The following is a 23,871-nucleotide window of genomic DNA, read 5'->3' as shown; positions in this document are numbered from 1 at the left end:
ATCGCTTCATGATCGTCCCCGCCGCGATCTCGACGATCAGAAGGTTAGACAATCGCAGGCGTTTTCACACAGCCTGGACCCAAAGCTGCCCTCCGCGAAGGGCGGCTGTAAGCCGAAAGCGGGCGTTCGATTTTGGCGAGGTCAGATCGAGTGCTGCTGACCTGAACGAGAAGTGCGCGCTATCGATTACTCTGGATTAAAGAGCGCCGGGGTGGGGATTTGCCAGGCGGGTTTCTTGTCATCCTGACTGTCGAAAGCGCGACGCGCCTTGCGGAATTCCTCGGCGTTTTCGACCACCCACATCCAAACGGGGGACATCCGAACCAACAGTTCCATACCCAGCGGCGTCAACGCGTATTCGACGCGCGGCGGAACTTCCCCGAACTCCCGTCTAAGCAGTAATCCATCTCGCTCCATGGCACGTAGCGTCTTGGTCAGCATTCGCTGGGTCACCCCAGTCATCTGCCTTTTTATCTCGGCGTGGCGCATCGTGCCGTACACGCCCAAGGCATGCAGGATGCCCAATGACCATCGGCTACCCGCGTGAGCGAGGACTTCCCGCCTGACGCCATCATCATCTTCTCGGAGCGTTTGGCAGATAGCTTCTGCCTGGCTCAGAGCGTCCTGATTGGTCATTTATTCCTCCTAGGTATCACACGTGTGCCTTCTTACGAGTACTGCCTGATCATGCCAGCATTCGCTCATGTTATAGGCATTACGCCTCAGGAGAAATCATGACCGAAGCAACCCCGCTTGCCCCTCAATCCATCCTTGTTCTCGGCGCTGGGGAACTTGGTCTACCGGTTTTGCGCAATCTCGCGCGGGTGGCCAAACGCGCACCTGGTTCCCAAATCAGCGTTCTTCTCCGGGAGTCGACCATCAACACCCAGACCCCGGCGAAAAAGGCCGAAATCAACGAGCTTCGTGGGCTGGGCATTCAGATGGTCGCTGCGGATCTGGTGAACGATTCAATTGAACAGCTAGCTGAAGTGTTCGCCCGGTTCGATACTGTCATAGGCTGTGCCGGCATGGTCGCGGGTCGAGAAACTCCCATGAAACTGGCGACAGCAGCGCTAAGGTCGGGCGTGAAGCGCTACTTCCCGTGGCAGTTTGGCGTGGATTTCGAAGTGATCGGTCGGGGCAGCCCCCAAGATCTTTTCGATGCTCAACTCGATGTACGCGAGGCGCTTCGCGCGCAAGACAAAACCGAATGGGTAATTATCTCGACGGGCATGTTCACCAGCTTCCTTTTCGAGCCCGTATTTGAGGTCGTCGACTTCGACAACGACACCGTTAACGCTCTCGGCAGTCTTGAGAACAGCGTGACGCTCACCACACCAGACGACATCGGGGCTCTCACGGCGGAAATCGTCTTCTTCGAACCTCGCTTGCGCAACGAAATTGTCTATCTCTCAGGTGACACGGTGTCGTATGGACAAGTCGCGAACATCCTCGAACATGCGCTGGGTCGTCCGTTCAAAACTAACGTGTGGACTGTTCCGTACCTGATGGATGAGCTGAGAAAAGACCCTACCCATCACATCAAAAAGTACCGTGCTGTATTCGCACAGGGCAGAGGTGTGGCATGGCCTAAAGCGGGAACCTTCAACGAACAGCAGTCGATTCCAGTAACCACAGCTGAGCAATGGGCTCGGGCGAACCTTGGGGGCAAGTGAGCGCGACGACAGATAGCTGACATGCCGAGAAACGCCTCGGCTCGACAGTGGACGCTGATAACCGGGGTTGAACGTTTAGAGGACGACAAGTTATCTAGATTTTCGGGCTACGAAACTCCGTCTGCGCTGGCCCGCACCTTTCGTCGCAAGGTGGGCGCAAGCCCGAGGGAATGGCTGCAGCAGAACACGGCATGAGACCTAACAGGTCTGCCTGTTACGGCAGCGCGCGCGGGCCTTCGTCCCGCTTGGGAGCAGCTACAAATGCTCCCGGAGAAAATCGACGAACGCCATCGTCCGAGCCGAGCGTCGTCGCTCGCGGCTGAACACGGCGCTGACTGGCAGCGCGGTGGTCTGGTAATCGTCGAGCACGCTGCGCACGTTGCCCTGCTGGACGTCTGCTGCGAACAGCCATTCCGGAGAGAGGGAAACGCCCAGGCCGCTCAGAACCATCCCACGTATGGCCTCGCTGCTGTTGCTGGTGACGTTGCCCTTGATGGCGACATCGAGCGCTTGCGCACCGCAGGTGAAGTGCCAGCGATCGTAATGCTCCAGCAGGGTGAAGGCGATGCAGTTGTGGTTTGCAAGGTCGGCGGGCTCGCCTGGCAGGCCGTGGCGATCCAGATAGATGGGCGCGGCATAGACCCGCCGCGTGCTGGTGCCCAGAGAGACGGCCACCAGCCCCTCGCTCTTGACCACCCCGATGCGGATCGCCAGGTCGATGTTTTCCTTGAGCAGATCCTCGTTGTGATCGCTCAGGCGCAGGTCGATCCGCACATCGGGATGGCGCTGTAGAAAGGTCCCAAGCAGTGGCGCTATGCACAACCTTCCGTAGCTGACCGGTGCGGCGATTCGCAGGGGACCGGCAATTTGCTCTTGGCCACTGGCGAAGCTGCGGGTGGCGCTGTCGAGCTGGCCGAGAATTTCCTGGCAGTGCCTGTAAAAGCCTTGCCCCTGGTCGGTCAGGGCCAGAAGCCGGGTGCTGCGGGCGAACACTGGCCCGCCCAGATACTGCTCCAGCGCACGGATCTGCTTGCTCACCGCAGGCTGCCCCATGCTCAGTTCGCGCGCGACCGCCGAGAACGAGCCACGCTCCACGACGCGCACGAAGATGCGCATGCTGTCGAACAGGTCCATCGCCATTAGGCCTCTTTGAGGAATGAGTGATATGCGAATTTAGTTTCTTATCAGAATGGATAAGACGGGGCAACCTGTAAGCGTCCATTCATTCAGAGGTGCCCGTCATGAATCAGACCATGCTTGCCGCTATCGCCGAGTCCGCCCAGGCCCCGCTGGCCGTCCGCCACATGGCTCGCCCTGTTCCTGATAAGGGGCAGGTCTTGGTCAAGGTTCACGCCGCGGGGGTCAACCCACTCGATACCAAGATCGCCACTGGCGCGGGAACACACGCCCGCCAGGCACTGCCGGCGGTGCTCGGTCTGGACCTGGCCGGCACGGTCGTCGAGCTGGGCGCGGCGGTCGAGGGCTTCACGCCCGGCCAGGAGGTCTTCGGCATGGCCGGCGGGATCGGCGGTGCTCAAGGCACCATGGCCGAGTACATCGCCGTGGATGCCCGATTGATTGCGGCAAAGCCACATGTGCTCAGCATGCGTGAGGCTGCCGCTTTGCCTTTGGTCTTCATCACCGCCTGGGAAGGCTTGGTGGATCGCGCCAATGTCCATGCCGGCCAGCGGGTGCTGATCCATGGCGGTGCGGGAGGGGTCGGCCAAGTCGCGGTGCAACTGGCCAAGGCGCGCGGTGCCGAAGTCTACGCCACCGGTTCGGCGGCGAATCTCGACTTCATTCGCTCGCTGGGCGCCACGGCAATCGACTACCAGACGCAAAGCGTGGAGGCCTATGTCGAGCAGTACACGGCCGGTGAGGGGTTCGACATCGTTTATGACACCGTGGGTGGCAGCACGCTGGATGCGTCCTTCCAGGCCGTGAAGCCTTATACCGGACACGTACTGAGTTGCCTCGGCTGGGGCCAGCACAGCCTCGCACCGCTATCGTTCAAAAGCGCCACCTACTCGGGCGTGTTCACCCTGACGCCGTTGCTCACCGGCACGGGGCGCGACCACCATGGGGACATCCTGTGCGAGGCGGCTTTGTTGGCCAATGCCGGGCAGCTGACCATTCGAGTCGATCAGCAGCACTTTGCGCTGGCAGAGGTTAACGAGGCATTTCGCCAGGTCGCAGGAGGTCGCAGCAAGGGCAAAACGGTCATTCAACTGGTGAGTGAATAGGTCTTGGTGTTCCAGGGCTCTATCCGTACAAACAGTTAGAAGCGTCCACTTCTGGCCGATAGCTGTCCTCCACGAAGGGCACCTGGGTCGAGAGCAGCCGCTCATCACCGGTTGCTTGTGACCAGCGGCGTAGCGCTGAGCGTAGGTGCCATTCTCGTTGCTCCAGGCGAATGAACGGCCAGTCACGCCCGACGCTATTCCTTCAGCATCGACCACGGTGACCCTCGCGCCTTTACGCGCCAGGTGATACGCCAGTGATGCCCCCATGATGCCTGCGCCAATTACGACAATCAGCTTGTCCTGAACATTCACCTTGTTTACCTCCGTTCTGTCGACGTGCCGATAGCGTCAGTGGGCCCGACAGGCCGGCACTCAAGGTTGGAAAATCCTGCACATGCCACGACCCATAACGCCCGCAGCATCTCCCAGAACGACGCCCCCCGCCACGAAGGTTCACTGATGATTGCAGTTCCTACAGCTTTCCGGGGAATCATTCATAATCGGCTACCGAAACAGGACTGAAACGCCATGAATCCTTATCTACAAGAAGTCATAGACCTGCACGTACTGATCGAGGCGCTCTTCGCCAGAGGGGAGGGCCAGGTGCAGGCAATGATCGAGCGCTTCACGCCAGACTTCTCCATGATCACGCCTACTGGCTTGCAGATTTGCCGGCAGGATGTAGCCACCTTGTTCGCAATGCGTGCAGGTAGCCAGCCGGGGTTGACCATCGAGCTCTCCGGGTTGGAAACCTTGGCGCAATGGCCGGAGGGCGCAGTGGTCCGCTATCAAGAGACACACCTTCTGCCCGGCCAGGACGCAAAGACACGGCTCTCGACGGCATTGTTCAGCCTTCAGGGGGATCGCGTTCTGTGGCGCCATCTCCATGAAACCTGGGCGGCGTCATGAACGGGAGGCATGTGGGGTGGCTCTTGATAGGGCTGGCGATGGGGCTTAGTCCAGAACGTTATGCAGCACCTCATAGATCAGACCTGAGGTAATTGCCACAAGCAGCAGGTCAGTTCCGGCTTGTTGCCACTCATAGCCATCGTAACGGGGAAGTCGGCCGATTAAACGGCTGTCCAGCTTCTTGGCGATCCCAGGTGGGAGAGGTTTGCCGCGTGCCAGATTCTTCTGGATACCTGGCGGTAAAGAAGGGCCTGGATTCCAGTAATCACGATTGTCATTGAGGATGACGCGCACCCCGCCCAAGTCAACGGAAGGCCCATTGTGCCAGTCGTTGCTGTTGCCCTGATGGCCCTGGTTTGCGTGTTGCCCACCCTTGTCGTGGCCTTTCCCTTTTCCGGGGTCGGCCAGCAACATCGGGCTTGCAACCAGTGCCAGAGAGAGGGCTACGGCGACATTCAACTTCCTTCTCATGGGAGCATTCCTTGATTTTTTATCCCACCACAGAATAGTCAACTTACTCGCGAAGGCAATGCATCTGAGGTAGCCAGCATTCTGTCGGGATTCAAGAACTTAAGCGCCTGCTCTCGGTCTGAGGAGCACTTAAGCTCCCCCACGCGCCTCTGGAGGCGAATAACAATGAGAAAACCCCTGGTTGCTGTCTTTGCCTGCGCATTGGCACTCGGGATGACTGCATTCGTGCCCGCAGATATCTCACCTATTGGTTCCGCCTATGCCAAAGGTGGTGGCGGTGGCGGTGGCGGTGGCGGCGGTGGTGGTCATGGCGGTGGAGGTGGTAACGGTGGCGGGAATGGCGGCGGACATGGAAGTGGGCATGCAGGTGGTATGGGCGGGGCCAGCGGAAACGGCAAGAGCGCTGAAAGCGATCACGCTGGCAAGGCCACACGCGACCATGGTGTAAGCGGTAACCATTACGGGAGCTCGCGCAACAGTGACAAGGGTCACGGAACCACCACCTCGGGTATTGCTCACTCCAAGGACACTCGTGGTTTGGCCAAATCCACTGCCATCTCACGAACCACTCCAGGTGATGACAATTCCAGAGGACTATCCAACGCCGTCGAGTCCTCTTCGAAGAACGATCGATGATTTGACAGCTTCGATGCGGTACCAACCTTAGCGTACCCAAGAGCCCAGCCTATGCTGGGCTTTTTTGCTGATACGTTCTGGTAGGTACGGACTACGGGCCTGGCCTCTGGCAGGGGGGCCTGCCACAGGCCCACCGCAGGCCTGGAAACTGATGACTCAACGCGCCATGACATAGGTACCAGGTGCGGGGCCCAAGGGCCGGTAATTGCGCGAACCAAGCTTCTTCGGCGCCACCCGGCTGTCGCCCGAGCGCTGCCCGATCCATTCGCGCCAGTGCGGCCACCAGCTGCCTTGCTGGCGCTCACCGGCGTTCTGCAGCCAGGCTTCAGGCGCCTCGGCAGTGGCCGGTGCCGCGTAATAGAACGACTTGGGGTTGCCCGGTGGGTTCACCAGGCTCTGCAGGTGCCCCGCATTGGACAGCACGTAGGTAGCATCTTCGCCAAACAGCCGGGCGGTGCCGTAGCAGCCCTGCCAGGGGGTGATGTGGTCGGTGGTGCCGCCAACCACATAGGCGCCTACCTGCACCTGGCGCATGTCGATCAACTCGCCGGCAATCTCCAGGGCACCCGGGTTGACGTAAGGGTTCTGCTGGATCAGGTCGAGGTAGTCAGCGTGCAGCTGGGCCGGTAGCCGCGTGGTGTCGTTGTTCCAGGCCAGGATATCGAAAGCCGGCGGTTTGTTGCCCAGCAGGTAATTGTTGACCCAGTAGCTCCAGATCAGGTCGTTCGGGCGCATCCAGGCGAACATGCGGGCCATGTCCTGGCCGCTGAGCACGCCTTTGCGCCGGGAGCTGGCCTTGGCCGCGCGCAGCGCCGCCGGCGTGTTGAACAGCCCCAGGTCGGTGTCGTCCAGCGCCGAGGGCATGTCGAGCACGCACACGGCCCAGCAGGTATTGGCGACCTTGCGGCCTTCGCCACGGGCCGCCAGCCAACCCAGGTAGGCCGCCAGGGTGATGCCACCCGAGCAGGAACCCCACATGTTCACATCCGGGCTGCGGGTGATGCTGCGCGCCACGTCCACCGCCTGGTCCAGGCACAGCGCGTAGTCGGCCAGGCCCCAGTCGCGATGCTCGCGGCTGGGGTTGCGCCAACTGATGACGAACAGGCTGACGCCGCTGTCCTGAATCCACTTGATCAGGCTTTTTTCCGGCGACAGGTCGATGGCGTAGTACTTGTTGATCTGCGGCGGCGACATCACCAGAGGCCGGGCATAGACCCTTTCGGTGGTGGGGGCGAACTGCAGCAGCTCGAACATCTCGTTGCGAAACACCACTTCGCCTTTGGCCGTGGCGATGTTTTCCCCAACCTTGAACGGCGCGCTGTCGACCTGCCTCGGGAGGCCGCGGTTGTTCAGGATGTCATGGCCGAACTGGCCCACGCCCCTGGCCAGGCTCATGCCGCCGGTGTCCACCATCTTGCGCAGCGCTGCCGGGTTGGTCAGCGGTGAGTTGCTCGGTGCCAGGGCATCGGCCAGCAATGCTGCGATGAACCGCGCGCGGCTCTTGTCTTGTGGGGCAAGGTCGCTGGCCTCGATGAAGCCGGTCAGCTCACGTTGGCCGGCCAGGTAGCTCTGCAGCAGTGCGCGCAGGAAAGCGTTGGATTGCCAGGCTGGATCGGTGAAGCGCTTGTCCTTCGGGTCTGGCGCGATGCAGGAGCGGCCACTGGCGATGCTGCGCAGCGAATTCAGGTAGCCACCTGCATGAGCCCCCGCCTTGAGCGGCGATTTGCCCACGGCCTTGAGCAGGCAGCCGGCCCAGCTGGCCAGGTCGGCCGGGCGCATGCTGACCAGCGGGTTGGCCGCTGGGGTGTGGTTGGCAGCGGCGCCGATCAACGCCTGCTGCTGAGTGTTGTCCGGGCGATCGGCCTGCTTGCGCGCGCGCGGGGAGGGGCGCGCGGTCTCGCTCTTTCGGGTGGATCTGCTCATGGCTGCTCTCGGGATTGCGGGCACGGTTTTGTTGTGCACCGACTTTAAGGCAGCAGTGGCAGCGGCCACTTCTCATCGCACGTCAGCGATTTTTCATTTCATGACGAGGGGACAGGTCAATGTGTCCGGACGGTCGGATGGTAATAGCCACGCGGTTCAGATAGGGTTCGGTTGTCTGAAATGGAATGTCACGTGAAGGCACGAGGGTCATGGATAACTCTTCTTATATGTACGCGCGTTTGCACAACCGTCGCTTCACCGTCGCCAGCAACAGCCAGGGGTTATCGGGTAGCGGTACGGTATTCCGCTATTTTGTCGACGGCGAAGCCATCACCAGCACTTACCAAGGCGGCCGCATCCGCCTGGGCAATCAGGTCGGTCGGGTAACCGGCACCCATACCTTCGAACTGCTTTTTCAGTGCATCACCACCGAAGGTGAGCTGCTTGCTGGCTGGTCGCGTGGCGAGGTGGGCGAGGACACTAATGGCCGCACAACGCTGCACTTCGTCTGGGGTTGGTTGTCCGGTGCGCAGGGAGGCGGCGAGTCCAGTTATGTCGAGTTAATCGACTGACAAGCCGACTGCCGAGATGACAAGCATGCATATACGCAAACTGACCCACGCAGACTTGCCCCGCGCCAGCGCCCTCTGTCTGGAGGCATTCACGCAGGCAGTGGCGCCATCGCTGCCGGAGCAGGGCGCGCAGACGTTCGCTGCAGTGGCTGCCGAGCGCGCGTTCAGCGAACGTATGGAAGGCGACAACCTGATCTTGCTCTGTGAAGCGGATGGCTTCATCTGCGGCCTGGTCGAACTCAAGGAAGGCCGTCACGTAGCCATGCTGTTTGTGGCGCCCGCATGGCAACGCCGGGGCGTGGGCGCGCGGCTGATGAATGAGGCACTGAAGCACGCCAGAAGCCAGGTCGTGACCGTCAGGGCTTCCTTACCCTCCGTGGCCGCATACCTGAGCTACGGCTTCGAATTGGCCGGGGATGTGGGTGAGTTTGCCGGGCTGGTCTACCAGCCGATGGAGAAGACCCGATGACTGGCGAAGCGTTTGCCCCTTTCCAGCGCGCACTGACGGTTGGCGAGGGGCTTACCATTCAATGGTTTGGCCATCCCAGGCCCAGAACCCTCCACTGTCCGCAGGCCCCAACCGCCCCACTTGCGCGATGACGCATTGTGCGGCGAACGCTGGGTCAAACAGCTTGCCCGCTGGCACATTCCCCTGAAACGGCCGCGACAGCGCTGTGTCAGTGGTCCCGGGGTGCAGCGCCAGTACCGAGGCGGCCGGGTTCAGGCGCCTCAGCTCGATACTGGCGGTGTGCAGCAACTGGTTCAGCGCCGCCTTGCTGGCCCGATAACTGTACCAACCGCCCAGGCGGTTATCGCCGATCGACCCCACTCTGGCGGACAGCGCGGCAAAGGTGGCGGGCTCCTTGCGCAACAAGGGCAGCAGGTGCTTGAGCAGCAATATCGGTGCGAAGGCATTGGTCGCGAAGCTTGCCTGCAGGCCGGCCAGGTCCAGCTGTGCCAATGTTTTCTCTGCCTTGGCACCGTCCTGGTGGAGGATGCCCAAGGTGCTGATGACCAGGTGCAGGTGATCGCAGGCATGCCCGAGTTCGGTTGCCAGTGCCGCGAGCGCTGGTTCGTCACGCGCGTCGCAATCCATCAGCACCAGGCGCTCGCCGTGTTGCCGGGTGAGTTCTGCCAGGTCGTCATTGCCTTTGGCGTTGCGCGACACGGCCCAGAGCCTGGCCACCTCCTCACGCGCCAGCAAGGCCGTACACAGCGCCAGGCCGATGCCACGGCTGGCGCCGACTATCAGGACATTGGCTTGGCCATTGAGGTTGGGTATCAGGCTCATGCAGTACCTCACGCGAGTGAAATGAGTACCAGTCTGGCATTGAACTCGCCCTGTGACGCGCTAAGCTTTTGGCAAACGTCTTTGCTTTTGCCAAACCTCCGCCCGTCAATGGAGTGAGTGAGCAGATGATTCGCAAATCCGTACTTGTGATTTTCATCGCTGCCTTGCTGGCGGCCTGTGGCGACGACTCTTCTCACTATGCGGTGTCCGATGAGCATTGCCAGCCCGATCGTTTGAAGACACTCCCCAACAATCCCAACCGGGATACGCTGGTGGAGAAGTGCATGCCTAGGCAGTCACCCTGAACGAGGCTTGGTCGTATTCACGAGCGCACAGCCCCACCAATGCTCACGCATCCCGGGCGCACCGGCCTTCGGGTTTTTCCTCTGCAATCGAATCATCGGTTATCGCTTCTGGCCGCACTCTATTGGCGATCCCGAATGGCACATGCACCATCGGCAGATCCCCGGCGGCCGAGAACAAGTGGCTGCGCTGGTCATCGAAGAACATGTGCGGCTTGAGAATCTGCAATACGCGGTCCTTCTGCATCCCGCCAAGGAAGAACGACTCATCCGGCGAAACCCCCCAGTTCTTCAGCGTCGTCACCACCCGCTCATGGGCCGGCGCATTGCGTGCCGTGACGATCGCGATACGCAGGATGCGCTGGTACGCTGGGTCTTGCGCCAACTTGCGGTCTTCCAGTTTGCGAATCAGCGAAAGCTTGCGGTACAGGTCTGCCAGCGGCCCCGGCTGGTGCGGGATGGCTTTGCGATCGCGCTCATGGGCCTGGAATTCATCCAGGTTCAGGCGCTGCTTGTACACGCTCTCCGCCTCGTCATCAGCAATCACGCCATCGAAGTCGAAGGCCACCCGCAGCTCGGTGTCGATCTCGTCATCGTAGATCTTCGTCGGCAGCACCAGGCCCGCCGGGTAGTCGGCGTCGATCGCACGTTGCACGTCGCCTTCATGGGCGCTGAGGAACAGCGAGGCATTGAAGGCCGGGATGTATTCGTAGGGTGAGCGGCCGGACATGAACGCTGCGCGGGTGATGTCCAGGTTGTAATGGTTGATCGAGCGGAACACCCGCAGCCCGGTTTCCGGCGAGTTGCGCGAGAGCAGCACCACTTCCACCGGCAGTTGCTCGGGGAAGGCCTTGTTGATGCTCAGGAAGCGGCGGATGAACGGGAAGGCCACGCCCTTGGGAAAGGGCACGTCGAGGTTTTCTTCCTGGTGCAGGCGATAGGCTTCGACGCCTTCGGCCTGGTAGATATTGTCGGAGACGGTCAGGTCGAACAGGGCGCTGGAGGCGACGCCGACGACGAGTTTCTGTTCGATGGGGTAGGGCATGGGCTGTCCTGAGAAAGGCGGTGGGCCAGCCACCATCATAGGCTAACGCCATGCTAATCTGCGCCCGAGCTCAGCCAAGGCCCGAATTCGCATGCCCATTGCCGACAATTTGATTGCCTTTACCCTGGCAGCCACGCTGTGCGCCTGGTGCTGGTCAATGTCATGTCGGATGTTGCAGACCAGTCCCATTATTGCATCAGGCAACTGCTGGGTGAGCAGGCGGTCTTCACGCTGAAGATGCCGCACCGATCCCTTCATCGACCTCATCCATCCCCCCGTAACCGTCTTTACCTCGACGGCAAGGGTGGGTAGCATAGGCGCTTCCTACCTATCCGGCTGTTCTGCCGTGCACCGCCCAGGCGTTGATTCGCGAAGCGGGCATACATGATGCCGACATGAGTACGGTCGCCTTGCCAAGGCGCACCGATAATCCGTCATCAGAAAATTCAGGATGATTCCATGATCATTCGCCAAGCTATCGCTGCCGATCACCCTCGGCTGGTCGACATCTGGCTGCGCGCCGTGCGCGCAACTCATCACTTTCTACAGGCGTCCGACATCGACGCCTTGCTGCCGCAATTGCGCGACGTCTACCTGCATGCCGTCGAGCTGTGGGTGGCTGTCGACCCTGAAGACAAGCCGCTGGGCTTTATCGGGCTCAATGAAAACCACGTTGAAATGCTCTTCATCGATCCTGACCTGCGTGGTCAGGGTATTGGCCGGGCGCTGCTGGATTTCTGCCGCAACACGCGCGATACCTTGAGTGTCGACGTGAACGAGCAGAATCCGCAGGCAGTGGGCTTCTACCTGCACTACGGCTTCGTGCAGACCGGGCGTTCGCCGCTGGACGGCGAAGGCCGGCCGTTCCCGTTGTTGCATATGGCCTTGCCTGACCGGGCGTAAACCCGCAGATCAGCGCCGCACCGTCAGCGCCTGCGGGTTGGCGACGTTCTGCGCAGTGCCTTGGGCAAACGCCACCACGTTGTCGAAGGCATCGCCGAAGTACAGCTCGTAGCCGTTCTTCTCCACATAGCCCAGGTGCGGCGTGCTCAGCACCCGCGGGTGGGTGAGCAGGGGGTGGTGCGGCTCGAGTATCGGCTCCTGTTCGAACACATCCACCGCCGCGAAGCCCGGCCTGCCGGCGTCGAGCGCTTGCAGCAGGGCCCCGGGTGCAATCAGTTCGGCGCGGCTGACATTCACCAGCAGGGCATCAGGTTTCATCCGCGACAGGTCGTTGGAGGTCACCCCATGGCGCGTTGTCGCTGACAACCGCAGGTTCAGGCTTACGATGTCCGCCTCGGCAAAAAATGCCTCGCGTGATGCCGCTGCCCGGTGCCCATCCGCCTCGGCCGCTGCCCGGCTGCCTTCACTGCCCCACACCAGCACGGGCATATCGAACGCCTGGGCGTAGCGGGCGAGTCGCTGGCCGATCTTGCCGTAGCCCCAGATTCCCAGCACTTGGCCGGCCACCGCTTGGCCCAGGTTGACCTGCCACTGGCCTTGCTTGAACGCTTCGATCGCCGGCACCAACTGGCGCCGCGCATTCAGGATCAACGTCCAGGCAAGCTCCGCCGGTGCCACTGGCGAGCCGCGCCCCTCGCTAACGACGATGCCGCGGGCGGTGCAGGCGTCCAGGTCCAGATGGCCCGCGACCTTGCCGGTCTGGCTGATCAGCTTGAGGTTGGGCAGCCGATCGAGCAGGGCAGCATCGATGCGTGTGCGTTCGCGGGTGAGGACCAGGGCGTCGGCATCGGCGAAGCGGGCGGCCAGCTCGTCCAGCGAGGCAGGCTGCTTGTCGTGAAACACGCTCACTTCATGCCCGGCCAGGCGCTTGAAGCAGTCGAGTGAGCGGATGACGTCCTGGTAGTCGTCGGGGATGGCAATGCGCATCTTGGTCGGTCCTGAAGGTGAGTTGCGACTAAGCATAACGCGGTCTTTGAAGGCGGCCTTGCCGAGGTGCTCTTGCAAGACGGTGTCAGGCTGAAGTCAGTGGCCAGCCCTGGTGATGCTCCACCAGAAAATCCACAAACACCCGCACCCGTGCCGGCATCGCCGGCCCGCCGACGAACACCGCGTGCAGTGGCTCCCGGTCACCTGGGTTGTAGTCCTCCAGCAGCGCCACCAGCTGGCCGTTTTTCAGCTCATCGGCTACGGTAAAGGTCCCGATCCGGGCAACCCCCGCCCCGAGCCTGGCCAGTTGCGCCAGCGCCTCGCCACTGCTGCACTCGATATTCCCCGTCACCTTCAGTGAAAAATCTTCCCCCGCCCGGCGAAACGGCCAATCCGGTGCTGCGCGCCGGAAGTTGAAGCGCAGGCAGTTGTGCTGCGCCAGGTCTTCCGGCACCTGCGGCGTGCCACAGCGTGCCAGGTACTCGGGCGAAGCGACCACCACCTGGCCGGTATGGCCGATGCAGCGTGCACTCAGCGAGCTGTCCGGCAGCTGGCCAAAGCGCAGCGCCACATCGGCCTGGCCGCCATGGATATCGGCGATTTCGTCACTCAGCGTCAGGTCCACCAGCACCTGCGGATACAGCGCGCTGAACGCCGTCAGCAACGGCACCACTGTCTGCCGCCCATGCCCCAGCGCCGCGCTGACCCGCAAGCGCCCGCGTGGTACGCCCTGATCGGTGATCGACTCTTCGACTTCCAGCAGGTCGGCCAGGATGCGCCGCGCCCCGCGCAGGTACGCCTCGCCCTCGGTGGTCAGGGTGATTGCCCGGGTGGTGCGCAGCAGCAGGCGCGTGCCCAGGCGTTGTTCGGCGCGGGCAATGATGCGGCTCACCGCCGAGGGCGTCAGGCCCAGCTCGCGGCCAGCGGCAGACAGGCTGCCGGCATCCACCACCCTGGCAAAAACCTCCATCTCCCCGGAGCGCCCGTTGAATTCCATCTGTGCCTCCAGTGCAAAGGTGGTTGCCGTAAAACCGGTCTAGTGCATTTAAAAGCCTGATCGTAGCATTGCCGTCATAGATAAGGAGCCTTGTATGCGTATCAATCCCCCTCTCGTGGCACTGGCCATCGGTGCCTTCGGTATCGGTGTCACCGAGTTCGCCCCCATGGGCATGCTGCCCGGTATTGCCGCCGACCTCGGCGTGTCGATCCCGGCGGCAGGCCTGCTGGTCAGTGCCTACGCGGTCGGCGTGCTGCTCGGCGCGCCACTGATGACCCTGGCCACCGGCAAGATCCCGCGGCGCTACCTGCTGATCGGGCTGATGGCGATCTTCACCCTGGGCAACTTGCTGTCGGCGATGGCCACCGATTATCAGAGCCTGATGGTCGCTCGCATCGTCACCTCGCTTAACCATGGTGCGTTCTTTGGCGTCGGCTCGGTGGTCGCGGCCAGCGTGGTGCCACCCGAGAAGCGGGCTGGCGCGGTGGCGGCGATGTTCATGGGGCTGACCCTGGCGACCATCGGCGGCGTGCCGCTGGCTACCTGGTTCGGTGAGCTGCTGGGCTGGCGCACGGCATTCTGGGGTATTGCCGGCCTGGGCCTGGTGGCGATGGTCTCGCTGTGGTTCGCGCTGCCCAACCTGCCGCTGCCGAAAAGTGGCGGTGCGCTGGCCGAAATCCGCGTGCTCGGTCGGGGGCCGGTATTGTCGGCGCTGGCGCTGACCGTGGTCGGCTCCAGTGCGATGTTCACCGTGTTCACCTACATCGCGCCGATCCTGCACGACCAGGCCCAGGCGTCGACGACCTTCATCACGGCCATGCTGGTGCTGTTCGGCATCGGTTTGACCTTGGGCAACATGTGGGGTGGCAAAGCGGCGGACCGCTCGATCGAACGGACCTTGATGGTGTCGCTGGCGGTGTTGATCGCCGTGCTGCTGGTATTCCCGGCCAGCTTGGGCTGGTCGCTGCCGACCGCGGTGGCGATCCTGGTGTGGGGCATCGCCAGCTTCGCCCTGGTACCGCCGCTGCAGATGCGCGTGATGGAAGCCGCGAAGGACGCGCCGAACCTGGCGTCGGCGGTGAACATCGGGGCGTTCAACCTGGGCAACGCGATTGGCGCGGCGCTGGGTGGCGCGGTGATCAATGCGGGGCTGGGGTATCCGGCGGTGTCGTATGCCGGGGCAGGGATGGCGGTGCTGGGGCTGGTGCTGACCATCGCCTGGCGGACGCGGCCGGTGGCGCCGGGGGCGCGCGCGATGCCTTCAAGGTCGACAGCGCCGAGGTGACCCTGCTGTCTGCCACGATGAGCTTCTAGAGCCGGGTACTGTGACTCTGGGGGGATGGGCTTCTGCTCCGGCTTCTGCTTCGCCTCGAACTACTACGCGAAATGTGCGAAGGCTGTTGCGGGGGCAAAGGTCCGCGCTCGTCGTCATTTTGTGTGGCTGTGGCGGGGCCGTGCAGAAAACTTGTTTGAGTTGCGAGCTCAAAATATTCGGCGTGTTCAGTGTCTTCGATGGTGAGAATGGTGTGCGAAGACGTTGAGAGGTGTCCTGTAGGTCCTCTGCTTACCTGCCCATAGGTACTGCCGTTCGGTTGCTCTGCTATCGCAAGGTTGTCGGGCATCTGGCCTGAGTTTGCGCCTGAGCCCAGCGAGGGGGGTATCGGGCGGCGGCTTCTGCGGGTTCCAGGGTCGCGGCAGTATCCGTACAGCCTGTTCAAGCCGGGAATTGCAGTCGTTCCAATCGCGAGAGCGCCGGTCACCACTCCAGCACGGCCCGCTTCGGTCATGTTCCCATAAGCATACCTTTGCACAGCGGTGTAAATGATGGCGGCCAAGGTAAGTGCCCTGAAAGTGAGCTCGATCGCATCCACTATGCCCGTACGGGTGCTGAGCTGTCGTGAAAGGTCAGCCCTGACACGGCTTGCGGACACGCGCAGGGAATTGCCGTCACGCCAGGCGAACTTGAGTGAGTTCAGTGGAGGCACAATGGCGTTTACAAAACCCAGTAAGGCAAGGGTTCCAGCGACGATAAGCAAGCTCAACACTACCTCCGGACGAGTCGGGTCAAGCCAGTCTGGGAGGGATGTCTGATCATTGGGTGGCGAGTTTCCCGGGGCCCCAGGTGGCGTTGCCTCCTGAGCATTCAAACCGGTTTCGTCTCGATAGCGTAATGGGTTGTTTCTGACCATCCGATACAGGTTGATACCATCAACGGTACCTCCGGGGTCCGCACTGACCCAGCGGCCTCTTTCGCAATACCGCGAGCCGTAGCAGTACAGACCGGAAGCGTCCAGTTCCTTTGCGCAGTAGCGCGCCGTGCGCTGGGTCAGGCCATCGACTTCCTCCGCTGCTTCGTCGAGGCCTGTGGTTTCGCCGAAGGGGGAGTACTCCTCGCGGTTGGCCAGCTTGCCGTCTTGGTCGGTTTCGCCGCCCACGCTGCCCAGGTGGTCGCTGAAGGCGTAGCGTAAATGAACCTTACCGTTCAGGCGGTCATGCACCCAGCGTGCGCCAGAGGTTTCGCTGATGACCACGTGCTTCTGCGCAAGTGCCTGGCGGTCGAGCCATCGCTGGCGTATTTCGCAACCCTCCAGATAGGTCGTGATCGTTGTTTGCCGGCCGCTCGCGGTGGTTGCCGTGGTGACCTTGCGCGTGCGGGTGCCGCCATCGGCGTAGTGGTAGCGCTCGGTGTCGTCTGCATCCCCGCCATCACGGACCACCAGGCGTACCTGCCGCAGCTGGTTGTCTGCCAGCCATTCCAGCGGCCTGCCGTCGGCCAATTGTTTCTGCAGCCCGCCGGGGAGGAAACCCGTGTCAGGCAGCAGATCGTGGCCCTGCGGTAACGCCCGGTTGCTCCGGCTGGAAACGATCAGCTTGCGGCTACGCCAGCCACTGCTGTGGTCGAGGGTTGTCAGGTTGTCGCCGTCATCGTACGCATACCGCTCGCTGTACCGGATCCATATCCTGCCGCCCTGGCGGTCCGCAGCGCTGAATGCGGCGGACCAGATGCCACTGACCGCCGCACGTTCGCGGCCGGTCGCGCTGGCCAGGCGGTACAAGGAGTCATAGCCAAATTCACGCAGGCCGCTGACTTGCCGGTTGCGGAACCACAGCGGGTCGGCGCCTTGATCGTCGAGCGATAGCAGGTTGCCGACCGGGTCGTGATGGTAATGCAGGTCGCAGATCACCTGCTGGCCTTGTCGATGGCTGGCCGGGCGTGCCGTCAGGTGGCGATTCAGGCGATGCGTGGTGGGTGAATAGGCATAGGTATCGACCACGTCGTTGCCCGCCGTCTGTGACAGTAGCTTTCCATCAGCCCGGCGCTGTATATCCTTGAGCACAACTGCCTGCTCCTTGGCGTCACGCAGCAGTATCTGGCAAACCTCACCGCTTACCTCGTAGGTCGTCAGGGTGGCTACGTCGGCGGCATTGGTGCTTTGCAGAACGGCTCCCGTGGCGTCGTGGCGAGCTGTCATGAGCCAGGGTGAGGTCTCCAGCTCATTCTCACTGTCACCTGCCCAGTCTGGCAGGCCCGCCTCGGCACGCAGCAGGTGGCGCCGGGTTTCCAGCACCTGATCGGTCAATGAGCGCGACCGGATCTGGGTCACGCCAGCATTATCGAACTGCTCGATGGGGCTGCCCGCGAGGTTGCGGCTCCGATTGGCTGCCTCAATCGTTGCATGGAGAATACGTTCTCGCTGGCGCGCCACATCACCGGCTGCCTGTTCGAATGTTGCACGCGGGCGCCCCCCTTCGCTGGCCGCTTCGTACATGACTGTAGTGCAAGTCTGCTGGGCATTTTGCGCCCACAGTGGCCGGCCGGCGCTGTCGATGAGGGTCAGCGTGGAATCGCCGTCGGCGGTATGCAGCTTGAGCGGCTGCCCGTCGAGCCGGACAACGGTGCTGCTATCGGGCAGCAGCGGCGACCCGGGGGCCACCCTGAGCGCTCGTGCGCCGAACACCCTGGCTGTGCGCATCAGCAGGTCCACCTCGGTGCGCGTGCGCAGCCAGCGGGCCAGAGCATCATCCGCAGAGCGCAACAGGCGCAGGGCCATCAGTGGCATGTCGAGGCTGGATCTGGCCACCGCATCTGGCGTGCGGGCATGCAGGGTAGCAAGAGCGGCGTTGTGCATCGGCAGGCTCCAGCGCGAGGAAATGCTCATTGGCGAGTCTAAGTCCAAGGCTTGCGCCGCACACCTGGCAAAATTATCAGGTCACCAACCTCTCCTGAGCCTGAATTGGGTTTACCGGTCAAGGCAGGCCGTTGCGCCCGTGGGCGAGATAGCCCGGTCGTTGGCTGAGGCGCTCGTAGTAAGCGCTCACGGCAGGCAGGTCAGGGTGGCTCAGCGGTGTGGCGAACCAGCGCTGCACCGACAGGCCAACAGGAATGTCGGCCAAGGTGAAGTGCTCGCCGGCAACGAAGGTGCCAGTCCTGGCCAGCTGTTGCTCGAGGATGCCCATGTACCGGGCCCATTCGGCGCAACCGGCAGCCAGGGCTTTGGCATCCTGGTGTGCAGGCGACTGGCGCACCAGTGACATGAACGGGTAGTTCCACGCCCGGTTCAGGTCCGAGGCCTGCCAGTCGATCCACTGATCGACACGGGCCCGTGCTTGCGCCTCGGCGGGATAAAGGGACGGGTCGCCGTAGCGGTTGGCCAGGTAACGGATGATGCTGTTGGATTCCCACAGCGTGAAGTCGCCGTCCTGGATCACCGGGACCATGGCGTTGGGGTTAAGCGTGAGGAACTCGGGCGCGTCGGTGGGCTGGAAGCCGTTGCCCCAGTCTTCGCGCGTGAAGGGGATGTTGAACTCGGCGCAGGCCCACAGCACCTTGCGCACGTTGATCGAAGAAGCCCTGCCCAGTATCCGTAACATCGCTTCGTCCTTGATGGGGGAGTGCTGATCGTCAACGACCGCCTTGTTTGGGTCAAGCTGGATCTGAGGCAGACATTCACGTGCGGCTCTGGCAAGGTGGAACGCCGCTCACGCCAGGCTCGAGTCGCCCCATGGATGCCTTCTATCTCATCGCCCTCGGCGCCATCGTCGCCGGTTTCGTCCAGGGCCTATCCGGCTTTGCCTTCGGCATGGTCGCCATGTCGTTCTGGGCCTGGGGCCTGGAACCGCGCCTGGCGGCGTCGCTGACCGTGTTCGGCAGCCTCGCCGGGCAGCTCATCGCCGTGTTCAGCGTACGGCGCGGCTTCAGCTGGGCGCTGCTGTGGCCATTCGTGCTCGGCGGCCTGGCCGGCATCCCGCTGGGGGTGTGGGTGTTGCCGTACCTGGACATGCTCTGGTTCAAGGCGGTGTTCGGCACGTTGCTGGTGCTGTGGTGCCCGCTGATGCTGCTGGCGCCGCGCCTGCCACGGCTGCCGGGCAACCGCCTGGCCGATGGCGCGGTGGGGCTTGTAGGCGGGGCGCTCGGCGGAATCGGCGGTTTTACCGGCACAGTGCCTACACTGTGGTGTACCTTGCGCGGCTTCGAGCGTGATACCCAGCGTGCGGTGATCCAGAACTTCAACCTGTCGATGCTGCTGGTGACCATGCTCACCTACCTTGGCACCGGGGTGGTGACCCGCGACATGCTGCCCGCGTTCGGCGTGGTGCTGCTGGCCATGGCGCTACCAGCGCTGCTGGGGACCCGGGTGTACCTGGGTATCAGCGAACTGGCGTTTCGCCGCGTGGTACTGGGTTTGCTCACGGCCTCGGGGGTGGCCATGCTGATGGCGTCGCTGCCGCAGTTGTTGAGCCGTTGAGCGCTTGCCTGGCAGCGCTGAACTTGGCACCCTTTGCGCCGCTTCGATCTTCCGTGCCGTAACAGAAGGAATTGCACCGTTGAGTTGGGACAAAGTCGGCAAACTGCTGGTCGCCATGCTGCTTGGCCTGATGGTCATGCTGGTGGCTTATGTGCTGTTCAAGGCCCCTCCACGGCTCGAGGCGACTCTGACCTACGCCTACCTCACCTATCCCAGCCAGTTCAGCGAGCGTATCGGCAAGGCCAACGAGCAGCTCAAGTACGAGCAATTGCAACCGCGCATCAACAGCATCAGCGGCGGTGCGTTGAGTCCGTATCAGGTCGACAAGCTGATCGAACTGGCCCAGGCACCCTACGTGCAGCTGTTTGCCAAACCTTTCGAGGCCGGGTTGGTCGACCACCGCACCGGTTTGCTCATTGAGCTGCACAACCGTGGTGCCAATGACGCGCGCGAGGTGAAGATCCGCCTGCCGGCCAAGGGCCTGGTGCAGGTGCGCGATGGGGCGGGCAACGACACCCTTTACGAGGCGGCCACGGCGCAGGTGGAGATACCGGCCATCGAGAAGGGCGGGGCGTGCAAGGTCTGGGTGTATTTCGACGCCGACTATACGCAGATTCGCCAGGGCGGCATTGGGGTCAGTTTTGCCGGTGGCGAGGCGGATGTGCGGGTCTACCGCGAGTTCACCGGGTTCCCGGCGTTGGTGGCGCGCTACAGCAGCGAGCTGGTGGGGCTGCTGGGGGTGTTGTTGCTTGGCGTGCTGGGGATGGGGTACGCCTGCCTGGCCCGGCGGCGGATTGTGGTTTGATTGGCGGATAGTCTGTGGTTTGCAGCGCCTGCGAGATCGAGCGGCGTTCGGTCTCACAGGCGCCAAAGTTCTACGGTCTGGATCGTCCACCGATCACGCCGGCACCATGGCAAACCCTACGCCAAAGCGGTTCCAGGCATTGATGGTGGCAATGGCCAAGGTCAGGTTGGCCACCTCGGCCGGCTCGAAGTGCTGCTGCAGCGCTTCATATTCCCCTTGCGGGGCGCCACGCTCGGGCAGACGGGTCAGGCACTCCACCCAGGCCAGCGCAGCACGCTCTCGCGGGGTGAAATAATGGGTCTCCTGCCAGACGCACAAGGTCTGCAAGCGTGCCTCGGTCTCGCCGGCCTTGCGCGCATCATTGGCATGCATGTTCACGCAGTAGGCGCAGCCGTTGATCTGCGAAGCCCGCAGGCGCACCAGCTCCAGCAGTGAGTTTTCCAGGCCGCTCTTGGCCAGGGCCTGCTCCAGACCGACCATGGCCTTGTAGGCTTCCGGCGAGTGTTTGGCCCATTCGATACGGTTGTGCATGGTTGTGCTCCAGGGAATGTGTGGTGGACGTGGCACTACCTTAGCGCCCACCGCGCATTGGCCCGATAGCCAATCGCGCGCTTTGCCGGGAGGCCAATCGGGCCATTAAGGTGGCCACTGACCTGCATCCAATCTCTTCATTTCTACCCTGACTGCCTGGACAGGATAATGGCCGGGTCAAGCTTTGGGAGTATCGATTCGTGATGAGAGGGGCGTTGAACCTGTTGCTGGTGATCTTGCTGGCACTGAACCTGAGGCCGATCCTGACCAGTATCGGCCCGTTGCTCGAGCCGATGCGCGCCAGCACCGGGCTGGGCTACCAGCAGGCGGCATTGCTGACGGCGTTGCCGGTGCTGTGCATGGGCCTGGTGCCGTTGCTGCAGCCCTGGCTGCGGCGCTGGATCAGTGAACACGGCGGCATGCTCGGCGGCCTGAGTGCCATTGCCCTGGCCTGCCTGTGGCGGCTGCAACTGGACAGCGCCTGGGCACTGATCGCCAGCGCGGTGCTGGCCGGGCTGGGCGTGGCGGTGGTGCAGGGCATGATGCCAGGCCTGGTCAATCGCTGGTTCCCCAGCCGCCTGGCCGGGACCATGGGCCTGTACTCGGCGGCGTTGATGACTGGCGGCGGCCTGGCGGCGGTGCTCGGCCCGCATATCAGCGGGCACTTCGGCCACTGGCAGGCCGGGCTTGGCTTGTGGGCGATCCCGGCGGTACTGGCGGTGCTGGCCTGGGCTGCGCTGCGCCCGCGGGAGCGCGCGCCAAAGCTGGCAGGCGCCACCGGTAGGCACTGGTTCGGCACGCGCCGGGCCTGGATGCTGGCGCTGTACTTCGGCCTGATCAATGGCGGCTATACCAGCATGGTCGCGTGGCTGCCGGCCTACCACCTGGAACACGGTGGCACAGCACAGGGCGGTGGCGACCTGGTCGGCCTGATGACCGTCTTCCAGGTTTGCGGGGCACTGGGCCTGCCGCTGTTGCTGCGCGGCTTTGCCGACCGTCGTCCGGGCTTGTGGCTGGCGCTGTCGATCCAGCTGGCGGGTTTCCTCGGCCTGCTGCTGGCTCCGACGCTGGCCATGGGTGTGTGGGTAGCGATGATCGGCTTTGGCCTGGGCGCCTGCTTCAGCCTGAGCCTGACCTTGACCCTGGAGCACCTGAAGACGCCTGCTGATGCCGGCAGCCTGGCGGCCTTCGTGCAGGGCATCGGCTTCATCATCACCGGTATCATCCCGTACATCACCGGCTGGTTGCGCGATGTCAGCGGTGATTTCCAGGCGTCCTGGACGCTGCTGACTGTCACTGTGCTGGCGATGTTGCTGGTGACCGCCTGTTTCGCCCCGCGCGGCTATGCAACGGCCATCGCCCGGCCACGGCAGGCTGGCCAGGCGGCGCTGGTCAACTGAGGCGTTGCAAGGTATCGCGGACCCGGTCCAGCGCCGGGTCGATATCCAGCAGCTCGATGGCGCCGAACCCCAGCAGCAACCCCGGGCGCACGGGCGCTTCGCTGAAGAACGGCGCCAGCGAGTACAGGCCGACCTCCACCTTGCGGGCGAGGTTGGCCAGCAGCTCGACATCCACCCCAGGCCGCGCCAGCGCGCTCAGGTGGAACCCGGCACTGGCGGGCACGGCGCTGAACCAGGGGGCCAGGTCGCCGTCCAGCCGCGCCAGGATGCGCTCGCGGCGGCCACTGTAGATGTCATGGCAGCGGCGGATGTGCTTGTTCAGGTGGCCCTCGCCAATGAACCGCGCCAGCGCCCACTGCAGCAAGGTCGGGCTGTGCCAGTCGCTCAGGTGCTTGGCCACGCAGGCGGCGCTGAGCACCGCCGGGGGCAGCACCGCGTAGCCCAGGCGCAGTTCCGGCAGCAAGGTCTTGGAAAAGGTCCCGACATACGCCACCAGCCCTTGCCGGTCGAGGCGCTGCAGGGCATCGGCGGCCGGGCCCTGGTAGCGGAATTCGCAGTCGTAGTCATCTTCGATGATCAACGCGCCAAGCTCTGCAGCGCGTGCCAGCAAGGCATGACGGCGGGCTTCGCTCATCGGCATGCCGAGCGGAAACTGGTGCGAAGGGGTCACGTAGATCAGCCGGGTGCCCTCGGCGATGTGCGCAACGCACATCCCTTCATCGTCCACCGGTACGGACTGCAGCGTTGCCCCCAGGGCCAGGAACAACTGGCGTGCTGGCGGGTAGCCGGGGTCTTCCATGGCCACCTGGCAGCCGGGCTCGACCAGTACCCGGGCGATCAGGTCCAGGGCCTGCTGGGCGCCGTTGCACACCAGCACGTCCGCCGCACTGCAATGCACGCCACGGGCGTAGGCGATATGGTGGGCGATCGCCTCGCGCAGTTCGGGCAGGCCCTGGGCAGCAAACTGCCGCTCGGGGTGCCGCTGGCTGCGGCGCAGGGCGTAGTTCAGGCAGCTGCGCCACTGGTCGAAGGGGAACTGCGCCTTGCTCGACGCGCCACCAACGAAGTCATAGCGCGAAGGGGCTTGCTGGGTGCGCCGGGCGAGTACCGTGGCGCGTTGCTGCCAGCGCTCCAGCGAAGCGGCAGCGGCCAGCGGCACGGTGTGTGAATCACCCGTGCGCACTGGTTGGCGCGGGGTGATGAAGGTGCCACGGCCGACCACGCCGCTGAGCAGGTTGTCGTAGGTCAGCCGCGAATAGGCCTCGGCCACGGTCTTGCGCGACACGCCCAGTTGCTCGGCCAGCAGCCGGGTTGGCGGCAGTTGCGTGCCGGCAGCCAGGTGGCCGCTGTCGATGCCGGCGCGCAGTTGCTGGTAGAGCTGGTCGGCCAGGCCTTTACGGCCGTCCAGGCGGATATGCAGTTCCATGATCACG

At 63.2% G+C, this 23,871-nt stretch carries 24 protein-coding genes and 2 pseudogenes; 13 read left to right on the top strand and 13 right to left on the bottom strand.

The window, feature by feature from the left end; genetic code table 11:
* Positions 1-186 precede the first annotated feature (186 nt).
* Positions 187-636: a helix-turn-helix domain-containing protein gene (locus F6X59_RS19925; RefSeq protein ID WP_152957736.1), complete on the bottom strand. Its 450-nt coding sequence runs from the start codon at positions 634-636 to the stop codon at positions 187-189.
* Between the two features lie 98 nt (positions 637-734).
* Between F6X59_RS19925 and F6X59_RS19920 the strand changes: the two genes are divergently transcribed.
* Positions 735-1,676: an aromatic alcohol reductase gene (locus F6X59_RS19920; protein WP_152957735.1), complete on the top strand. Its 942-nt coding sequence runs from the start codon at positions 735-737 to the stop codon at positions 1,674-1,676.
* 105 nt (positions 1,677-1,781) lie between these two features.
* Positions 1,782-1,871 (top strand): annotated as a pseudogene (locus tag F6X59_RS28735) (AraC family transcriptional regulator); the annotation flags it as partial.
* A 60-nt stretch (positions 1,872-1,931) separates the two neighbouring features.
* Here the strand turns inward: F6X59_RS28735 and F6X59_RS19910 are convergent.
* Entirely contained in the window at positions 1,932-2,810 is an 879-nt protein-coding gene (locus F6X59_RS19910) for a LysR family transcriptional regulator (RefSeq protein WP_152957741.1), read from the bottom strand.
* Positions 2,811-2,917: 107 nt separating this feature from the next.
* On the opposite strand from F6X59_RS19910, the gene F6X59_RS19905 reads away from it, so the two are divergent.
* Positions 2,918-3,919, top strand: coding sequence for a zinc-dependent alcohol dehydrogenase family protein (locus F6X59_RS19905; RefSeq protein WP_152957734.1), 1,002 nt, complete (start codon positions 2,918-2,920; stop codon positions 3,917-3,919).
* Between the two features lie 156 nt (positions 3,920-4,075).
* On the opposite strand, the pseudogene F6X59_RS29015 reads toward F6X59_RS19905, so the two are convergent.
* Positions 4,076-4,231 (bottom strand): annotated as a pseudogene (locus tag F6X59_RS29015) (FAD-dependent oxidoreductase); the annotation flags it as partial.
* A 216-nt stretch (positions 4,232-4,447) separates the two neighbouring features.
* Between F6X59_RS29015 and F6X59_RS19895 the strand changes: the two are divergent.
* Positions 4,448-4,828 carry a hypothetical protein gene (locus F6X59_RS19895; RefSeq protein WP_152957733.1) on the top strand — a complete coding sequence of 127 codons (381 nt, stop codon included), beginning with the start codon at positions 4,448-4,450 and terminating at the stop codon, positions 4,826-4,828.
* 45 nt (positions 4,829-4,873) lie between these two features.
* Here F6X59_RS19895 and F6X59_RS19890 read toward each other — a convergent pair whose 3' ends face one another.
* Complete coding sequence (locus F6X59_RS19890; protein WP_256669376.1) at positions 4,874-5,299, bottom strand: anti-virulence regulator CigR family protein; 426 nt, start codon at positions 5,297-5,299, stop codon at positions 4,874-4,876.
* A 165-nt stretch (positions 5,300-5,464) separates the two neighbouring features.
* Between F6X59_RS19890 and F6X59_RS28725 the strand changes: the two genes are divergently transcribed.
* Positions 5,465-5,935, top strand: coding sequence for a hypothetical protein (locus F6X59_RS28725; protein ID WP_256669375.1), 471 nt, complete (start codon positions 5,465-5,467; stop codon positions 5,933-5,935).
* Positions 5,936-6,091: 156 nt separating this feature from the next.
* Here F6X59_RS28725 and F6X59_RS19885 read toward each other — a convergent pair whose 3' ends face one another.
* Complete coding sequence (locus tag F6X59_RS19885; RefSeq protein ID WP_152957732.1) at positions 6,092-7,858, bottom strand: alpha/beta fold hydrolase; 1,767 nt, start codon at positions 7,856-7,858, stop codon at positions 6,092-6,094.
* 209 nt (positions 7,859-8,067) lie between these two features.
* On the opposite strand from F6X59_RS19885, the gene F6X59_RS19880 reads away from it, so the two are divergent.
* Positions 8,068-8,430 (top strand): hypothetical protein, encoded by a 363-nt coding sequence (locus F6X59_RS19880; protein WP_152957731.1) that lies wholly within the window; start codon positions 8,068-8,070, stop codon positions 8,428-8,430.
* Positions 8,431-8,455: 25 nt separating this feature from the next.
* Positions 8,456-8,899, top strand: coding sequence for a GNAT family N-acetyltransferase (locus F6X59_RS19875; RefSeq protein ID WP_152957730.1), 444 nt, complete (start codon positions 8,456-8,458; stop codon positions 8,897-8,899).
* Positions 8,900-8,950: 51 nt separating this feature from the next.
* On the opposite strand, the gene F6X59_RS19870 is transcribed toward F6X59_RS19875, so the two are convergent.
* Positions 8,951-9,721 carry an SDR family NAD(P)-dependent oxidoreductase gene (locus F6X59_RS19870; protein ID WP_152957729.1) on the bottom strand — a complete coding sequence of 257 codons (771 nt, stop codon included), beginning with the start codon at positions 9,719-9,721 and terminating at the stop codon, positions 8,951-8,953.
* A gap of 125 nt (positions 9,722-9,846) precedes the next feature.
* Between F6X59_RS19870 and trbK the strand changes: the two genes are divergently transcribed.
* The gene (trbK, locus tag F6X59_RS19865; RefSeq protein WP_152957728.1) at positions 9,847-10,026 is read left to right on the top strand and encodes an entry exclusion lipoprotein TrbK; all 180 of its coding nucleotides are present in this window, start codon (positions 9,847-9,849) and stop codon (positions 10,024-10,026) included.
* Between the two features lie 43 nt (positions 10,027-10,069).
* Here the strand turns inward: trbK and F6X59_RS19860 are convergent, their stop codons facing one another.
* Positions 10,070-11,068 carry a 5'-nucleotidase gene (locus F6X59_RS19860; RefSeq protein WP_256669374.1) on the bottom strand — a complete coding sequence of 333 codons (999 nt, stop codon included), beginning with the start codon at positions 11,066-11,068 and terminating at the stop codon, positions 10,070-10,072.
* A 459-nt stretch (positions 11,069-11,527) separates the two neighbouring features.
* Between F6X59_RS19860 and F6X59_RS19855 the strand changes: the two genes are divergently transcribed.
* Complete coding sequence (locus F6X59_RS19855; protein WP_152957727.1) at positions 11,528-11,971, top strand: acetyltransferase; 444 nt, start codon at positions 11,528-11,530, stop codon at positions 11,969-11,971.
* A gap of 9 nt (positions 11,972-11,980) precedes the next feature.
* Here the strand turns inward: F6X59_RS19855 and F6X59_RS19850 are convergent, their stop codons facing one another.
* Both F6X59_RS19850 and F6X59_RS19845 read right to left on the bottom strand, forming a co-directional pair.
* The gene (locus F6X59_RS19850; RefSeq protein ID WP_152957726.1) at positions 11,981-12,958 is read right to left on the bottom strand and encodes a D-2-hydroxyacid dehydrogenase family protein; all 978 of its coding nucleotides are present in this window, start codon (positions 12,956-12,958) and stop codon (positions 11,981-11,983) included.
* Positions 12,959-13,043: 85 nt separating this feature from the next.
* Complete coding sequence (locus tag F6X59_RS19845; RefSeq protein WP_152957725.1) at positions 13,044-13,955, bottom strand: LysR family transcriptional regulator; 912 nt, start codon at positions 13,953-13,955, stop codon at positions 13,044-13,046.
* Between the two features lie 94 nt (positions 13,956-14,049).
* On the opposite strand from F6X59_RS19845, the gene F6X59_RS19840 reads away from it, so the two are divergent.
* Entirely contained in the window at positions 14,050-15,240 is a 1,191-nt protein-coding gene (locus F6X59_RS19840) for an MFS transporter (RefSeq protein ID WP_152957724.1), read from the top strand.
* Positions 15,241-15,265: 25 nt separating this feature from the next.
* Here F6X59_RS19840 and F6X59_RS19835 read toward each other — a convergent pair whose 3' ends face one another.
* Together F6X59_RS19835 and F6X59_RS19830 are read right to left on the bottom strand one after the other, a co-directional pair.
* A complete protein-coding gene (locus tag F6X59_RS19835; RefSeq protein ID WP_178120117.1) occupies positions 15,266-18,085 on the bottom strand; it encodes an RHS repeat-associated core domain-containing protein in 2,820 nt (939 codons plus the stop codon).
* Positions 18,086-18,203: 118 nt separating this feature from the next.
* A complete protein-coding gene (locus tag F6X59_RS19830; RefSeq protein WP_152957722.1) occupies positions 18,204-18,827 on the bottom strand; it encodes a glutathione S-transferase family protein in 624 nt (207 codons plus the stop codon).
* A gap of 131 nt (positions 18,828-18,958) precedes the next feature.
* Here F6X59_RS19830 and F6X59_RS19825 point away from each other — a divergent pair, with 131 nt between their 5' ends.
* Both F6X59_RS19825 and F6X59_RS19820 read left to right on the top strand, forming a co-directional pair.
* Positions 18,959-19,702 carry a sulfite exporter TauE/SafE family protein gene (locus tag F6X59_RS19825; protein WP_152957721.1) on the top strand — a complete coding sequence of 248 codons (744 nt, stop codon included), beginning with the start codon at positions 18,959-18,961 and terminating at the stop codon, positions 19,700-19,702.
* A 79-nt stretch (positions 19,703-19,781) separates the two neighbouring features.
* Complete coding sequence (locus tag F6X59_RS19820; RefSeq protein ID WP_152957720.1) at positions 19,782-20,507, top strand: hypothetical protein; 726 nt, start codon at positions 19,782-19,784, stop codon at positions 20,505-20,507.
* A gap of 93 nt (positions 20,508-20,600) precedes the next feature.
* Here the strand turns inward: F6X59_RS19820 and F6X59_RS19815 are convergent, their stop codons facing one another.
* The gene (locus F6X59_RS19815; RefSeq protein WP_152957719.1) at positions 20,601-21,038 is read right to left on the bottom strand and encodes a carboxymuconolactone decarboxylase family protein; all 438 of its coding nucleotides are present in this window, start codon (positions 21,036-21,038) and stop codon (positions 20,601-20,603) included.
* 203 nt (positions 21,039-21,241) lie between these two features.
* On the opposite strand from F6X59_RS19815, the gene F6X59_RS19810 reads away from it, so the two are divergent.
* Complete coding sequence (locus F6X59_RS19810; protein WP_152957718.1) at positions 21,242-22,438, top strand: cyanate transporter; 1,197 nt, start codon at positions 21,242-21,244, stop codon at positions 22,436-22,438.
* On the opposite strand, the gene F6X59_RS19805 is transcribed toward F6X59_RS19810, so the two are convergent.
* On the bottom strand, positions 22,431-23,864 hold the full coding sequence (locus tag F6X59_RS19805; RefSeq protein WP_152957717.1) for a PLP-dependent aminotransferase family protein: 1,434 nt from the start codon (positions 23,862-23,864) through the stop codon (positions 22,431-22,433). The two genes, F6X59_RS19810 and F6X59_RS19805, sit on opposite strands and share 8 nt — an antisense overlap.
* Positions 23,865-23,871 lie beyond the last annotated feature (7 nt).

This window comes from Pseudomonas sp. MN1F, from assembly GCF_009391885.1.
Lineage (GTDB): Bacteria > Pseudomonadota > Gammaproteobacteria > Pseudomonadales > Pseudomonadaceae > Aquipseudomonas.
Note: the sequence above shows the minus strand (reverse complement) of the source record. Positions and strands in the feature narration are given on the sequence as shown.

What these genes read in the sequence shown, in the direction of transcription:
- F6X59_RS19925 (WP_152957736.1), bottom strand. Translation starts at nt 636, where the DNA reads ATGACCAATCAGGACGCTCTGAGCCAGGCAGAAGCTATCTGCCAAACG.
- F6X59_RS19920 (WP_152957735.1), top strand. Translation starts at nt 735, where the DNA reads ATGACCGAAGCAACCCCGCTTGCCCCTCAATCCATCCTTGTTCTCGGC.
- F6X59_RS19910 (WP_152957741.1), bottom strand. Translation starts at nt 2,810, where the DNA reads ATGGACCTGTTCGACAGCATGCGCATCTTCGTGCGCGTCGTGGAGCGT.
- F6X59_RS19905 (WP_152957734.1), top strand. Translation starts at nt 2,918, where the DNA reads ATGAATCAGACCATGCTTGCCGCTATCGCCGAGTCCGCCCAGGCCCCG.
- F6X59_RS19895 (WP_152957733.1), top strand. Translation starts at nt 4,448, where the DNA reads ATGAATCCTTATCTACAAGAAGTCATAGACCTGCACGTACTGATCGAG.
- F6X59_RS19890 (WP_256669376.1), bottom strand. Translation starts at nt 5,299, where the DNA reads ATGAGAAGGAAGTTGAATGTCGCCGTAGCCCTCTCTCTGGCACTGGTT.
- F6X59_RS28725 (WP_256669375.1), top strand. Translation starts at nt 5,465, where the DNA reads ATGAGAAAACCCCTGGTTGCTGTCTTTGCCTGCGCATTGGCACTCGGG.
- F6X59_RS19885 (WP_152957732.1), bottom strand. Translation starts at nt 7,858, where the DNA reads ATGAGCAGATCCACCCGAAAGAGCGAGACCGCGCGCCCCTCCCCGCGC.
- F6X59_RS19880 (WP_152957731.1), top strand. Translation starts at nt 8,068, where the DNA reads ATGGATAACTCTTCTTATATGTACGCGCGTTTGCACAACCGTCGCTTC.
- F6X59_RS19875 (WP_152957730.1), top strand. Translation starts at nt 8,456, where the DNA reads ATGCATATACGCAAACTGACCCACGCAGACTTGCCCCGCGCCAGCGCC.
- F6X59_RS19870 (WP_152957729.1), bottom strand. Translation starts at nt 9,721, where the DNA reads ATGAGCCTGATACCCAACCTCAATGGCCAAGCCAATGTCCTGATAGTC.
- trbK (WP_152957728.1), top strand. Translation starts at nt 9,847, where the DNA reads ATGATTCGCAAATCCGTACTTGTGATTTTCATCGCTGCCTTGCTGGCG.
- F6X59_RS19860 (WP_256669374.1), bottom strand. Translation starts at nt 11,068, where the DNA reads ATGCCCTACCCCATCGAACAGAAACTCGTCGTCGGCGTCGCCTCCAGC.
- F6X59_RS19855 (WP_152957727.1), top strand. Translation starts at nt 11,528, where the DNA reads ATGATCATTCGCCAAGCTATCGCTGCCGATCACCCTCGGCTGGTCGAC.
- F6X59_RS19850 (WP_152957726.1), bottom strand. Translation starts at nt 12,958, where the DNA reads ATGCGCATTGCCATCCCCGACGACTACCAGGACGTCATCCGCTCACTC.
- F6X59_RS19845 (WP_152957725.1), bottom strand. Translation starts at nt 13,955, where the DNA reads ATGGAATTCAACGGGCGCTCCGGGGAGATGGAGGTTTTTGCCAGGGTG.
- F6X59_RS19840 (WP_152957724.1), top strand. Translation starts at nt 14,050, where the DNA reads ATGCGTATCAATCCCCCTCTCGTGGCACTGGCCATCGGTGCCTTCGGT.
- F6X59_RS19835 (WP_178120117.1), bottom strand. Translation starts at nt 18,085, where the DNA reads ATGCACAACGCCGCTCTTGCTACCCTGCATGCCCGCACGCCAGATGCG.
- F6X59_RS19830 (WP_152957722.1), bottom strand. Translation starts at nt 18,827, where the DNA reads ATGTTACGGATACTGGGCAGGGCTTCTTCGATCAACGTGCGCAAGGTG.
- F6X59_RS19825 (WP_152957721.1), top strand. Translation starts at nt 18,959, where the DNA reads ATGGATGCCTTCTATCTCATCGCCCTCGGCGCCATCGTCGCCGGTTTC.
- F6X59_RS19815 (WP_152957719.1), bottom strand. Translation starts at nt 21,038, where the DNA reads ATGCACAACCGTATCGAATGGGCCAAACACTCGCCGGAAGCCTACAAG.
- F6X59_RS19810 (WP_152957718.1), top strand. Translation starts at nt 21,242, where the DNA reads ATGAGAGGGGCGTTGAACCTGTTGCTGGTGATCTTGCTGGCACTGAAC.
- F6X59_RS19805 (WP_152957717.1), bottom strand. Translation starts at nt 23,864, where the DNA reads ATGGAACTGCATATCCGCCTGGACGGCCGTAAAGGCCTGGCCGACCAG.